We start from the raw sequence: 14,267 nt of genomic DNA, 5'->3' as shown, positions 1-14,267 counted from the left end.
AACGGATATGTATGACAATCAAGGGGGATTTTAGACAGATGACTTATTCAATCGTTGGATATTGTGAAAAAGAACAGGCTTGGGGTGTAGCGGTTCAGTCGAAATTTTTAGCGGTCGGCAGTGCCGTACCTTTTGCAAAAGCCGGTGTCGGAGCGATCGCGACTCAGTCGTTTGCCAATACGACATATGGTCCGGAAGGGTTGCGGATGATTGAAGAGGGAAAATCAGCCGACGAAGTCCTGAAACGTTTGACGGAGGCAGATGAAGGTCGGGCCGATCGGCAAGTCGGAATCGTCGATGCGTCAGGTAAAAGTGCGACGTTCACGGGAGATGGATGTAACGATTGGGCTGGCGGGATTGCCGGAAAACATTTCGCGGCACAAGGAAACATCCTTGTCGACGGCAATACGGTCAAAGAAATGGCGCGGGTGTTTGAGACGACGGAAGGACCATTGGCAGAACGGTTACTGCGGGCGCTTGCTGCCGGTCAAGCAGCGGGTGGAGATTCGCGGGGCATGCAGTCCGCCGCACTGTTAGTCGTTAAAGAAGGTGGCGGTTACGGTGGTTTCAATGACCGTTACATTGATTTACGGGTTGACGATCATGCGAGTCCGATTCAGGAACTGGAGCGGATTTATCAGTTGCATACGCTGTATTTGCAACCGAGCAAGCCGGAAGAAATCAAGCCGATCGATGATGCACTCGAATCAGAGTTGATGGATAAGCTGCTTGAACTCGGATACCGAGGTTCGTTTGCAGAAGCCTTCCGGACTTATCTGCATACTGAGAACTTCGAGATGCGGGAACAACCGGACCGTTCGATTGATACCCGGGTCCTTGCATACCTACGGACACAATGAAAATAAGGCTGTTTCGACTTTTGTCGAAGCAGCCTTATTTTAGTGGGTTAGCCCGATGTAGCATGTGTCCGGACCGGTACTTTGTAGCCGGTTGCAATAAAGCGTTCCAGTTCAGGTTCAGACTTGGCGTTCAGACCGACTGTCCCGTCCCCTTTGATGGCGACGTTCGCCAAGCGGACATGTTCGATGTTCGGACCAATCGTGATACCGTGTTTGGCTGAATCTTCAATCCGGACATCGATTAATCGGATATCTTCGGCCCGGTTATCGCCGCCGAATACCTGAATATCCGTTTTGGCTTGTCGGAATCCGCTCATCTTGACCTGGCTCAGCGTGACATTCCGTGCTTTATATTGAATCCCGATCATCGGCTGTTCCTGATAATCATAATACGGATCACCGAGGACCGTGAAATCATGAATGACAACATTTCGGTAGGCTGAGACGATGAGAGCTCGCGGTTTTGAATTTTGATACAGTGACGTATATTGTGGTGTCTGGGCAATCAGCCGGGTCGCAATGATATTGTATGCCGTTTGGGACGTCGGGTCTGTTGCTTGATGATGTCCGATATGACGGAAGTTGAACGACCGGTGATCATCGACAGACAAGTGACCGACGATTTTAACGGTCGAAGCGGCGGATGATGTCGCATGGGCCTTGATTTCAAGTCCTCCGAAACAACGGGTCGTCGCATTGTTGAACAACCAGACGTCACGGGAACCGTCATCAATCTCAATCCCGTTTGAGTTCGAGAAACCGGCCGCATGGGCACGGCCGCTCGGATCGCGCATAAAACAATTTGAGATGAACAGATGATCACTGTGATGGGTCGTGATTCCGTCGTCGCCAAATCCGGATCCCGTCAGACCATCGAACCAGATGAACGAACTGCTGAGATTAGCCCGTGCCCCGTCGCCGTTATAGTTGTAGTACGGCGTTGAAATATCAAAGCAGTGTAATCCCGGATCGACCGCATCGACGTCAAAGACCCACCCGTACGTCACGTGTGCATAGGTCAAGCAACTTGAATGATTGCCCCACGTGCTACTTTTTTTGGCGTCGCCGATCCGATCGATGTTCCAATCCAGCGTCATCCGTTCGACGAGCAGGTGATGGTTACCGAGTAAGTAATTTTGATTCGTGATCAACCGGCGTCCTTTCGGTGCCGCGTCATGCAGTTTTAAAATCGTCTGTCCTTTGCCGTCCCCGGTCAAAATCGTATAACTCGGTAGCCGGATGCCGCGGACAAGATAGGTGCCGGCTGGAACATGGACTTGCCGATGCCCGTCTGCAAGTGCTTCTTTGAAGGCGAGTGTATCGTCCGTTATCCCGTCCCCGACCGCTCCATATGTCCGGACGTCAACTTTTTCGACGTTACTGATCAATTGCTCGAATTCATATGTCAGCCGTCCGAACCAACTGGGCCGGATTTCATCCTGTTCGCTGACGAAGGCTTTCGTTAACGGCAAGATATGTTTATCCCGGTCCGTTAAAAACAGTGGCGAAATCAAGGACCGGAGATACCGGCTTGGATGCGGTGTGCGGCGCGGCGCGACAAACGGACTGTCTTTCATCAGTTGTTCCGCCCGAAGGACAGCCTCACCGTTTGATTTTGTTTCGGTATATTCTGCAATCAGTTGACCATTCTGATACGGATCATGTGTTTCATCTAATCTCAACATGTAGAAACCCCTCTCTAAAAATCACTCTTTTCCTTTTCCCGTCCCGTTTAGGATTGAAGCCCATTTCTCTAAAAAACAAAAAATTCCGATAATTAGTGTTGAACTCGTTTATAATGGATAAAAATGACATTAGAGAGGTGGAAGTATGCGATTTCGGAGTCGTCTATTGATTTTAATTGGTGTAGTCATATTGGGGCTCGGCATCATAAAACCGTTAGCTGAGACGGGATACAGCGCTTTACAAAACGTTGAAGTATTTCCGGGGGGCGGTGCACAACAACAGTGTGTCAGAGATTGTAAATCCGAACCGTTGACGTTTTGGTGGTCGTACCTGTTCAAGAAAAAAGAATTACCGCCCGTACAAGTTAAATATGGATATGAGACGGATGAAAAAGGTGATGGTGGGGGGGAACCACGAAAAGAAAAATTCATTTCACTTGGATTTCATTCGTTTTCAAAAGGCGAAGGCGAAGAAGCTGAGAGCGGATTTCCCTATCTGTTGGTTGCGATTAGTCTTGCAGGTTTGACCGGACTATTTCTGATTGTTCGGCGTTTCCGGAAACGGAAGAAGTGGGATTCTACTGAAGAGGAGGTAATCCCACGTCCGGTTCGAATAAAAAAACGCCTGGGAGAATCGAATCCAGAAGACGAACTGCCGCCATTACCGGTCGAACAGGTCCGGCAACAGGTCGTCCTGTTTAACCGTCATCTTCCCCAAAAACTGAAGCGTCGCGAGACCGAGTCATTCCGGGAATGGTTTGCCCGGATCGGTTTCCAACCATCCCCTGAGTTGCGACAGTTGTATGAAGCGGTCCGTTATGATCCGAATCAATCGCCTGATGTGACAAAGGCCGTATTGACCGACATCGAGCAAGACTTTTCCGCTTATCTCGGACAATTGAAGTGAAACTTTTCCGACCGGTAAGGCGTACAGGTTAAAAGAACGTTATCAGGAAACGGGGGGACTGAAGAGATGTACTTAGCAGATGCCGTGAAACTCAAAAGTATCTTACGGAAACAGCTCGAGCAGCTGGTCGAGGAAGTGGACCGGATTGCGTTCGTTGATCTTGAAAAAGGCGAGGATTTACCGACCGCTCATGATCGGACGCTACTCGATGTCGAGTCAGCGATGGATGAAGTCCGGCGGGATATGCGGACACTCGACCGGTTAGTCTATGCGGCAAATTTATCGACGATGATCGAGACGACGGAAGGTGAAATGCCGCTCGTCGAAGCGATTGAACTGGCAACGCAACTCCGGGCAAAGGCAACACAGTTCCAAGAACTTGCTGCTCGTCCGAAACGCGAATTCCAATACGGATTTGAAGGAACAACCGTCATTCGGCATGCCCTGTACGATCCGGATGCGTACCGGATTAAAGCGCAGGAAATCGAGCGGTCGGCGCACCGGATCTCGAATGCGATCAATGCTGCCAATTACCGGACGGAGATTGATTTTGACGGTACACGTTATATGTAAGCCTTGATCAGGTGAGACTCCTGATCAAGGACGGCGCTTCTGACACAAACCTCTTCCAATCGGGAATCTCGACGGCCACGGCACACCAATGACCCATGACCGATGACATGTTTACCTGTCACCCGTGACTACCTGCGGAAAACCAGTTTCTTTTCGTCAGACGCCAAAAACCGCGAATGCTTCGGCATCGCGGTTTTTTGTATGAACAAAACGTACATAAAAGGTATGCCGATGACTGTGTTCGGGTATAGCTTACTGGAAGTCATTCATGGAAGGGGACTTGGATATGAAAGATACATTTAAAGCATTTGTTGTTCGGGAACAGAATGGAGAATTTACAGGAACACTGGAAACGAAGCGCATTGCCGACTTGCCCGAAGGAGATGTCTTGATCCGCGTCGACTATTCCTGCATCAATTATAAGGATGCGCTGTCGGTTAAGGGCAACCGTGGAGTGACGAAAGAATATCCGCATACACCGGGAGTCGATGCAGCAGGGCATGTCGTCGCGTCAACTGATCCGCGATTTCAAGAAGGCGAAGCGGTTGTCGTCAACGGTTTTGATTTCGGGATGAATACGTCCGGTGGTTTTCAAGAATACATACGTGTTCCGGGAGACTGGATCACACCGTTGCCGGACGGATTCACGACCTTTGAAGCAATGGCTTACGGTACAGCAGGATTAACGGCCGTTCAATCCGTTGACGAACTTTTGCAACGGGTCAAGCCGGAAGATGGGCCGGTTCTCGTGACCGGTGCGACCGGGGGTGTTGGCAGCATTGCCGTTGCGCTTCTGCTGAAACTGGGATTCGTCGTCCATGCCGTCACCGGCAAAGCGGCGGAAGCTGATCGTTTGAAACGAGAAGGCGTGGCAGAAGTCTTGTCCCGGCAATCGTTTTTGGATGAGACGACCCGTCCATTGAAAAAAGGTATATATGCCGGCATCATCGATACGGTCGGAGGACCGTTGCTTGCCTCCGTCATTCGGTATGTTCAATACGGTGGACTGGTTACGACATGCGGGAATGTCGGAGGCGCCGAGATGACGTTGACGGTGTATCCGTTTATCTTACGGGGGGTTCGGTTGATCGGGATTGATGCTGTTCAACTTCCGATTGCTGAACGGGTGCGTCTGTGGCATCAACTGACGAATGACTGGAAACTGCCGATTCGCGAACGCGTGGAGACGAAAAGTCTACGGGAGATTCCAGACGTCGTCGCGTCACTTCTTGACGGAACCCACCAAGGCAGAACTGTCATCGAAATTTAACCACTGCCGGCACAGCATTCGGTGGTATAGTGATTAAAAAAGTGTCTAGGTCAATTCAGGAGGAACAATAGATGAGTCAAAATGAACAACAAACGGAACAAGACCGGTTATCCCGAAAAGAACGCCGGAAGCAGAAGCGGAATCGCCGGAGCGTGGCACTTGGTGGTATTTTAGCAACCGTTCTGATTGTCGGCGGATGGGGTTATATGGTGTCGACGAATGATGCCAGCCAAGCGACGTCGACCGTCGAGTCACCGAAAACGACCGGAGGCGAACAAGAGAAAGAAGCGAAAGACACGAAAAAATCAGCGTCGGCTGAGCAAAAGAAAAAAGAGAAGAAAGCCAAGAAAAAGACGGATCAACCAGAAATCAGCCAAGCTGCATGGGTCACGCGTCCTTTTGCGGATGTCTATCAGGATGCCAATCGGAGTAGCGTTATCTATAAAGCTGATTTAGGGGATGTCTATGAAATTTTAGATGCGGAGAACGGGATGGTTCACTTGAAATTGAGTGATGCGGTCGAAGGCTATATTCCGGAAACAGATGTCCGGATGGATGTTCCGTCGTCAGTCAAAGACAAGACATTGCTTGAGACATTATCACAAGTCGTTGCCAATCAACCAATCGAGAAGCCGGAACAATACCTCGGGCAGCCGCTCGAAAAATTCGAAGCGAAGTACGGTAAGCTCGGGAATACGCAAAAAGATGCCGTCAACACGTATCACTTCTCAAATACGGGTTATCTGCTTGTCGTATCCGACGGAATCGTCGAAGCGATTGACTGGACGAATGCATCAGCCTCCGGTCTGTCGGCTTTAGGGGAACCTGTCGTTGAAACGAGTTACGGTACATGGTACCAGGGTGAGAAATTACAATTGAAAGCTTTCCCGGACAACGGATCAACGCGACTTCGTCTCGCGCGTGACCCAGGGAAATAAGCCGGAACGGTCTGTCTTTGACAGATCGTTTTTTTTCGTAAAAAACCTCCCGAGTCATGGACTCAGGAGGTCGAAAATCCTTGGGAGGAAGTTTTCTTAGTAGACGCCGACAGCATCAAATGATTTCGCTGCTGCTGTTGCTTCTGCACTTGTTGAACCGTAAAGGTCTTTCGCTGATTGAACGACTGCTGCGCGGAGCGAGCTGAAGTTCGAGTTCGGAGTCAAGTAAACGTTGAGGGCACGGTAGTAGATTGCGCCGAGTTTCGGTACGCCGACACCAGTGACTGTGACACCAGTGTGTGTTCCACCGTTACCGAGAAGATAAGCGGCTTTGTTGACGATACCTGAGTTCGTGTGGACACCACCGTTATCCTGTGTACCTGTGTAGCGTTTTGAGTAGTGGTCCGGATCGCCGTAAGCAGCCGGGTTAGACATCGAACGGAGTGCGTCGCCGCTGACACCAGGTGTATAGATGTCTTCTCCTACGAGCCAATCGAAGTTCGATCCGACTGAGTATTCAGCAACTGTTCCCATGATATCGGAAACCGCTTCGTTGATGGCACCCGACTCATTTTGATAGACGAGTCCAGCTGTGTATTCTGTGACGGCATGCGTCAATTCGTGGGCAACAACGTCAAGTGCGCCAGAGAGGTATGTGAATGTTGAACCGTCTCCATCACCATAGACCATCTTCGTTCCATCCCAGAACGCATTGTTGTAGCTCGTTGAATAGTGGACTGAAGAGTTAAGTGCAGCACCTGCGTTGTCATAACTGTTGCGGCCGTACGTGTTTTTGTAGAAATCATACGTTTTTACTGCATTAACTTGCGCGCTGACAGCGGCACGGTCGTATGTTGTATTGAATTGGTTATCAAGATCCGCCCAAAGCGAACCTGGAAGCGTGTTACGGTTTTTTGCATCGTACGTGTAGATCCCTTTACCGCGTGTCGAATCTTGTAAGTAGTAGTAAGAACCGCTCTTCACTGTGTTGAAAGTGGCAGTAGTTCCGAGAACCGTAGTACCTGTACCGACAGAAGTCGTTCCGGTAACTGTGTTGACCGGTTTTGCGTGAGCGAGTTGGTCGTATTTATTAAGAACTTTACCTGAATTCGCATCGATGAAGTAAGTCCAGCGTGATGGCTCTTTGCCGGCGAGGACAGTTGATGTGACTTTGTAAGCATAGACCGCGTCGTCTTTGACTGGATAGATGACGAGTTCTGCTTTAGGAGCCACTTCGAATTCTGTTGCTTTGATGGCTTTTTGATAAAGTTTAAGTGCTTTTTTCTCAGAGAGTGATGCTTTTTTAGCGAGACCAGGTTTCCCTTTGACGTTGATTGCATCATTTACGACTGCTTTCAAAGTACCGTCTTTCGCAACGTTACCGACGACGACACTACCGAAGACCGGGACGCCATCCACTTCTTGTTGGAGACGTACGATGTTAGATGATCCATCTTTTTGGACATCTTGGACAGAGAAATCACCTTTTTTGTTGACGTACTCTTTAACGATTGATGCAGCTGGTTCTGATGATGCTTTCGTCAGTTTACCGGCTTGAAGACCTTCTGCTCCGACGACTGTAGGAACGACAAGTACACTTGCGACAAGCGATGTAGCGAGAAACTTTTTCAAAATAAATCGCCTCCTTGTTTGGGTTGAGTCTAACTATGCCAAAGAAAGGATGAAACGAGAATAAGTCGTTCGCATTAATTAGAATTTTCTGAATATAGTACTTAATACCCGGACTGAATAGTTAAGTGACAGAAAAAAATAAGGAATGACAGAAAAAAACCGCTCAAGAGAGCGGTTTTAAAGGATACGTTGATAGAGATGATGTGTATTGTCACGTGTCTCGTCAATTTTAAAATTCAGCGGATCCAGTGTAATACCTTGCTTCTGCGCAAAGCGCTGCATCTTCTCAAACGATTTCCAAATCTCAATGTCAGGCCCTTCATGTTTCCAAAAAATATAACGGGCAGGAGGAATGTGATGTCCTTTCATCCCTTTAGGAATATGCTCAAGCGATTCTACCGGAAGACCGATACACTGCATATGTTTTGTCCCGCGTTGTCCAAGTGACAAATCAAGTGGATAACTTCCCGGTTCAGCGGGAATTTCATGCGAGCGTCGTGAAAATTCACGCCACAGTTCCGGCATGAGTGTATGCAATTCATTTTCTTCGCATGTCAAACCAAGTCCGACAACATACAATTCGTGACGATCGACAATTTTAGGGTGCATAAGAAACTCCTTTCATGAAAATCAAGAGGCAGTGATGACAGGAGGTCTCTTCAAATCAAGAAACAGTTGTGTAAAGGAAGCATCCCATTGTGTCCCGCTGCCTTCTTCCAAAATGGCGAGTGCTTTTGCAACGGGCATTCCTTTCCGGTAAGGTCGATCGGATGTCATCGCGTCATAGGCATCAGCAATCGCCATGATCCGTCCGAAGACAGGAATCGATTCTCCCGCCAAACCTTCTGGATAACCTTTCCCATCGTAACGCTCGTGATGGTACTTTACCCCAGGAAGAATCGGTTGTAACTTCTCCGGGAGATGAACTTGCGATAAAATATGCACGCCGATGACGGGGTGTTGTTTGATTTTATCGAATTCCTCACCAGTTAAGCGTCCTTCCTTCAAGAGAACATCATCCCGGATTCCGATTTTTCCAATGTCGTGTAAAAGAGCAGATTTACGCAACAGCTCGACTTGATCGTCGGCCAAGCCGGCGGCCCGGGCAATCTCAACCGAATATTCCGCAACACGTAAGGAATGTCCGGCGGTATAAGGATCCCGGGCATCCAGTGTCGCAGCAAACAAGGTAAACAAACTATCGAGTAACTGCTCATTTTCCTGATCACGTCCTTGGATACCTTCGACCATCAAGTTAAAGCCGCCAACCAATTGAGAGAATTCATCGGAAAAAGGATTGTTGATCGTATTCAGCTGACCCGACTCAATCTGGGCAACTCCTTCTTGCAAAGCCAAAATCGGTTTTTGGATATTTTCATATAGAAGCAAACTGCAAAATGTCGCAAGACAAAGGATGACGATTAAGATTAAGGTCGACCAACTCCAGTAGGAGCGCAGGCTCTCGTTCTCTGTCAGCTGGACGGCAGAAGCGAGAACGAACAATAAAATCGGGAAGACACCAATGATCAGTGTACTGATTAACATTTTTTGCCGGAGGCTGATGAAGTCCTTTTTGGTCAGGATAAGCTCACCATGACCATATTGTTGCGATTGAACCGTTAATTCCGCCAACATAGATTCCGTTACACGATACGTCAGGAAAAATTCGATCAGGGCATGTAGAATCGCGACGAGAACGGCACCAAAACAAGCAAGACCGATCAGGTAATATGGCATTTCGAGCCAGCCGAAATGAATGGCGAGTGCCGTTAAGGAAGATGAAGGAATCGACAATCCTAGGAAATGCGGTCCGAGGATCCGTTTAATGGTCAGCAACGGAAAACGGTGAGTCGTCCGAAAAGCAGCAGTAAGTTGTGCTTGGCTTGGAGTCGATGTCTGGAAGAACTGATAGAGCGGACGCATATGTTTTCGATAGATCGTATATTCGAAGCTGAACATTAAAACAACAGAGAGAAACATGATTGTCAGCAAAATTACACGTTCTCGTGCATCGAATGTCAACGTTTCGAAAATAAATAGACAGCCGACGCCGAAAACAGCGACAAAGGATCCAATCAAGTAATTTTTCAAAAGTTGCCGTTCGAATTTTTGGAGAGGTGTCATGAGTTGCCTCCTTTTTGAATTAAGTCATGTATGTAGCGTATCGCGATACGTAACCGACAATCTGTTCTCTTTTAAAAAATGAGGGGAACGATTGATGAACGGTTTATTATTAATATCGGTCAATTTCCGTAAAAATGAACTAAATTCCAAAAATAGGTATAGTTACAAAGTACTAATTGTTCTAAAAGTAATTGATTAAGCAACTAAAACAATATATGATTTGAATATTCAGAAAAGTTATCTCAGTCATGCTTTTCACTACTACATAGGGGGTCAGTTCACGTGGGAAAAAAGAAACAGCTTAGCTTAGCCGTCTTATCCGGAATCACGGCAGCCGCATTTGCCGTTGGTCCAGTTTTACCTGGTGGGAAGGTAAAATCTGTTGAAGCTGCTGAAAAAGCAGTAGCCGGTGCACCGATGGATTTAAACACGGTTGATCAGGAACGTCTATTGAAAGTGCTTGAAAAACGTGGGGTCGTCTCAAAAGCAGCATCTGCAGCAGAAAAACAAAAAGCCGTTCAAAAGTATCTTGATAAAAAAGCAAACGGGAAACCGGAAGCCGATCATGATCATGAGACGGAAAAAGAAGCGAAATTTGATCAAAAAACAAAGGATTTCTTGACGAAACAGAAAGATCAACTGGCGAAACAACTCGCTAAAAATCACAATAACTACAAAAAAGGTAAAAAAGATGGGTTTGTCAAAGTCGATAAAGCCAAACAAGCAGCTTACAATGGTGCTACCCGGACAGACAAAGTACTCGTCTTACTTGTCGAATACAGCGACTTCAAGCATAACAACGTCGTCCAAGAACCGGGATACATGTATTCGAACGACTTTAACCAAAAACATTATCAAGACCTGATGTTCGGGGATAAAGAATTCGAGCTGTTCAACGGCGATAAGGTCAAGACGTTCAAACAATATTACGAAGAACAATCCGGCGGCAGCTATTCAGTCGACGGGAAAGTATCGAACTGGTTAACAGTACCGGGGACGGCAAAAGATTATGGTTCAGACAATCCGAAAGGCGGCAATGATAACCTTCCGGGGGCAAAAGGACCACGCGGTCTCGTTAAAGATTCGTTGAATGCAGCTGTAAAATCCGGCATTAACCTGGCAGAGTATGATCAATTTGATCAGTACGATTTAGACGGTGACGGCAACCAGAATGAGCCGGACGGTCTCGTCGATCACTTGATGATTCTTCATGCCGGAACAGGACAAGAAGCAGGCGGCGGTACACTCGGCGACGACGCAATCTGGTCGCACCGTTGGACACTTGATGGAGTTTATCCTGTTGCGAATACAACTTCAAATTCTACAAACTGGGGCGGCAAGATGGCAGCCTTCGATTATACGGTTCAACCGGAAGACGGTGCAGTCGGCGTCTTCGCTCACGAATTCGGACACGATCTTGGACTTCCGGATGAGTATGATACACAGTATACAGGTCAAGGTGAGCCGGTTGCTTCATGGTCGATCATGAGTGGCGGTAGCTGGAACGGTAGAATTGCCGGAGCAGAACCGACAAGCTTCTCACCACAAAATAAAGAGTTCTTCCAGAACGTCATGGGCGGGAACTGGGCGAACATCCAGAACGTTGATTTCGATTCACTTTCAAAAGCGGGAACGGCTTCATACCTCGATCAAAGTGTCACGAAATCAAAAAATCCTGGAATCATCAAAGTGAACTTACCGAAAAAGCCGGTTAAAGGAATCGCTCCAGCTTTCGGTAAAAAGTATTACTACAGCACAAAAGGGAATGATCTCCACACGTCAATGACGTCACCGGAGTTTGATTTGACGGCTGCGACATCTGCGAAGTTTGACTACAAAGCATACTTCGATGTCGAATTCGATTATGACTTCTTGAAAGTCACAGCAACAGCTGGCGGCGTATCAAAAGTAATCGATGTCATCGGTGACGAGGATACGGACGGCGATCAACGCGCTGAATCTTCAAAAGGTGCATGGGTCGACAAATCATATGACCTCAGCGAATTTGCCGGTAAAAAGGTTACATTGACGTTCGACTACACAGGGGATGCCGGTCTTGCCCTCGATGGTTTTGCGCTTGATAACGCAAAACTGACAGTCGACGGAAAAGTCGTCTTTGAAGACGATGCAGAAGGTACTCCGAAATTTAAATTGGACGGTTTCGTGGCTTCGGATGGTTTCAGCTATGCGGACAACGCATACTACCTCGAATGGCGGAACTATGCAGGCTCAGATAAAGCACTTGAGCATGCACGTGGCGTGAAATACAACACGGGTCTCGTCGTTTGGTATGCCGATAGCAGCTTCACAGACAACTGGGTTGGCGTTCACCCGGGTGAAGGATTCCTCGGTGTCGTCGATTCGCATCCAAAAGCAATCGTTGGAACACTCAAAGGACAACCAGTCGTCACAGGAAGCACACGTTACCAAATCGCGGATGCGGCTTTCAGCTTCGACAAAGCACCAGCATGGCTCATCGACTCGCCATCACGTGGTCTTTACGATTACAAAGGTCTTTCAGGCGTGACGACGTTCGATGATTCTAAATCGTATATCGATCAATTGATTCCGGATGCAGGAAAACTGCTCCCGAACAACGGTCTTAAAGTACAAGTCATCGGTGAAGCGAAAGATAACTCTGCTGGAGCAGTCTGGATCCACCGTTAAGAAAAAAGGAGCAGGTTCGGAGCAATCCGAATCTGTTTTTTTTAGTTCGAAAAGTGGAATCAATTGGTAAAATATTGGTCAGACAACTTGACTTTTAAAGCGCAATCATTTTATACTGACGTTAGCTTAATATTGTTATTGTCACTACTGATTCACATTGCGTCACGAACAATCTTTTCGTCGCTCCATGTATTTCGGGACAATAATGAATTTCTTTCATATGCGCGGCATATGTATTAAGTAATTTATTTTTGGAGGTTGTTCCCATGAACACAGGTAAAGTAAAATGGTTTAACGCAGAAAAAGGTTTCGGTTTCATCGAAGTTGAAGGCGGAGAAGACGTATTCGTACATTTCTCAGCAATCACTGGTGAAGGTTTCAAATCACTTGACGAAGGTCAAGAAGTTGAATTCGAAATCACTGAAGGCGCACGTGGAGCACAAGCTGCTAACGTCGTAAAACTTTAATCTTAACTTTTCAATCGTCCTTTTTCGAAAGGGCGATTTTTTTAATGAGTTAATATCTTGAATTCAAGATATATGTGCGCTATACTGACGATACAAACTATTCATTCAGAAAAGGACGTGGCAAACATGGAATTACTCGGTATTCATCATGTATCCATTTTAACGGGGATGGCAGAACGCAACTATCAATTTTATACACAGGTTCTCGGGATGCGTCTGATCAAAAAAACGGTCAATCAGGATGATACGACGTCATATCATCTCTTTTACGGAGATGCGGAAGGCAATCCGGGAACGGATCTGACGTTTTTTGATATCCCGCATTTAGGGACCGGTGTACCCGGTGCGTCAAGCATTTCGTCGACATCACTCCGTGTCAAAACAACAGCGTCCCTTCAGTTTTGGAGAGACCGCTTTATACAACAAAGCGTGGACCATGATGCGATTGTCGAACGGGCGGGGCGTCAGACGCTGGCGTTCCGTGATCAGGAAGGAACCCGGTTGATTCTTGTCGCAGAAGACGGCGAACAGGGGGTCGCAGGAGGTGTGCCATGGAAACACGATGAGATTCCGGCTGAACATGCCATCGTCGGCTTAGGTGCCGTGACGCTGACCGTCAATGATCCAGAACCGACGGCTCTTGTCTTAACGGAAGTCCTCGGCTTTAAGAAAATCGGCAGTTATCCATCGCTGGCCGGTGATTTTGCGGAGATTGATGTCTACTCGACGGGACAAGGCGGAATCGGGGCAGAAGTTCATCTCGAAGCTCGTCCGGATCTCGACCGGGAACGGCTCGGACGTGGCGGCGTCCACCATGTAGCGTTCCGTGTACCGAACAGTGAAGAGTATGACTTATGGGTGAAACGATTGAAAGAATACCGTCTGCCAAACTCAGGGAAAGTCGACCGTCACTATTTCCAGGCGCTCTATTTCCGCGAACCGAATCATATTTTGTTTGAATTATCGACGGATACACCGGGATTTGCAACGGATGAATCGGTGGAAACCCTTGGTGAGACATTAGCTCTGCCGCCATTTCTCGAACCGCAACGGGAGCAAATCGAAGCCCGTCTCCGCCCACTCGAAATCTGACAATCCTGTGACACAGGTCACAGACTGACGGGCGTCCCGTATACTAAAGACA

Annotated in this window: 12 protein-coding genes; 8 read left to right on the top strand and 4 right to left on the bottom strand. The window is 47.7% G+C overall.

Annotation, left to right across the window (positions count from 1 at the left end):
- Window positions 1-38 precede the first annotated feature (38 nt).
- On the top strand, window positions 39-860 hold the full coding sequence (locus DVG79_RS10600) for a DUF1028 domain-containing protein (RefSeq protein ID WP_114596697.1): 822 nt from the start codon (window positions 39-41) through the stop codon (window positions 858-860).
- A 47-nt stretch (window positions 861-907) separates the two neighbouring features.
- Here DVG79_RS10600 and DVG79_RS10595 read toward each other — a convergent pair whose 3' ends face one another.
- Window positions 908-2,545, bottom strand: a complete 1,638-nt coding sequence (locus DVG79_RS10595; protein WP_114596696.1) for a glycosyl hydrolase family 28-related protein — start codon at window positions 2,543-2,545, stop codon at window positions 908-910.
- A 145-nt stretch (window positions 2,546-2,690) separates the two neighbouring features.
- On the opposite strand from DVG79_RS10595, the gene DVG79_RS10590 reads away from it, so the two are divergent.
- The 4 genes from DVG79_RS10590 (at window position 2,691) to DVG79_RS10575 (ending at window position 6,233) form a co-directional block, all read left to right on the top strand.
- Window positions 2,691-3,452 (top strand): hypothetical protein, encoded by a 762-nt coding sequence (locus tag DVG79_RS10590; protein ID WP_114596695.1) that lies wholly within the window; start codon window positions 2,691-2,693, stop codon window positions 3,450-3,452.
- 66 nt (window positions 3,453-3,518) lie between these two features.
- Window positions 3,519-4,025, top strand: coding sequence for a hypothetical protein (locus tag DVG79_RS10585; RefSeq protein WP_114596694.1), 507 nt, complete (start codon window positions 3,519-3,521; stop codon window positions 4,023-4,025).
- Window positions 4,026-4,311: 286 nt separating this feature from the next.
- On the top strand, window positions 4,312-5,295 hold the full coding sequence (locus DVG79_RS10580) for a YhdH/YhfP family quinone oxidoreductase (RefSeq protein ID WP_114596786.1): 984 nt from the start codon (window positions 4,312-4,314) through the stop codon (window positions 5,293-5,295).
- A gap of 71 nt (window positions 5,296-5,366) precedes the next feature.
- Window positions 5,367-6,233, top strand: coding sequence for a hypothetical protein (locus DVG79_RS10575; protein ID WP_114596693.1), 867 nt, complete (start codon window positions 5,367-5,369; stop codon window positions 6,231-6,233).
- A gap of 96 nt (window positions 6,234-6,329) precedes the next feature.
- Here the strand turns inward: DVG79_RS10575 and DVG79_RS10570 are convergent, their stop codons facing one another.
- The 3 genes from DVG79_RS10570 to DVG79_RS10560 all read right to left on the bottom strand — a co-directional run bounded on the left by DVG79_RS10570 (window position 6,330) and on the right by DVG79_RS10560 (window position 9,989).
- Complete coding sequence (locus DVG79_RS10570) at window positions 6,330-7,865, bottom strand: M4 family metallopeptidase (RefSeq protein WP_114596692.1); 1,536 nt, start codon at window positions 7,863-7,865, stop codon at window positions 6,330-6,332.
- A gap of 177 nt (window positions 7,866-8,042) precedes the next feature.
- Window positions 8,043-8,474, bottom strand: a complete 432-nt coding sequence (locus DVG79_RS10565; RefSeq protein WP_012371800.1) for a GyrI-like domain-containing protein — start codon at window positions 8,472-8,474, stop codon at window positions 8,043-8,045.
- A gap of 21 nt (window positions 8,475-8,495) precedes the next feature.
- Window positions 8,496-9,989 carry an HD domain-containing phosphohydrolase gene (locus DVG79_RS10560; RefSeq protein WP_114596691.1) on the bottom strand — a complete coding sequence of 498 codons (1,494 nt, stop codon included), beginning with the start codon at window positions 9,987-9,989 and terminating at the stop codon, window positions 8,496-8,498.
- Window positions 9,990-10,271: 282 nt separating this feature from the next.
- Here DVG79_RS10560 and DVG79_RS10555 point away from each other — a divergent pair, with 282 nt between their 5' ends.
- From DVG79_RS10555 to DVG79_RS10545, 3 genes are all read left to right on the top strand, one after another.
- Window positions 10,272-12,656 (top strand): immune inhibitor A domain-containing protein, encoded by a 2,385-nt coding sequence (locus DVG79_RS10555; RefSeq protein ID WP_114596690.1) that lies wholly within the window; start codon window positions 10,272-10,274, stop codon window positions 12,654-12,656.
- Between the two features lie 266 nt (window positions 12,657-12,922).
- A complete protein-coding gene (locus DVG79_RS10550) occupies window positions 12,923-13,123 on the top strand; it encodes a cold-shock protein (RefSeq protein ID WP_012371797.1) in 201 nt (66 codons plus the stop codon).
- A 126-nt stretch (window positions 13,124-13,249) separates the two neighbouring features.
- Entirely contained in the window at window positions 13,250-14,215 is a 966-nt protein-coding gene (locus DVG79_RS10545; protein WP_114596689.1) for a ring-cleaving dioxygenase, read from the top strand.
- Window positions 14,216-14,267: the final 52 nt, after the last annotated feature.

It is taken from the genome of Exiguobacterium sp. RIT594, assembly GCF_003339585.1.
Taxonomy (GTDB): Bacteria; Bacillota; Bacilli; order Exiguobacteriales; family Exiguobacteriaceae; genus Exiguobacterium_A.
Note: the sequence above shows the minus strand (reverse complement) of the source record. Positions and strands in the feature narration are given on the sequence as shown.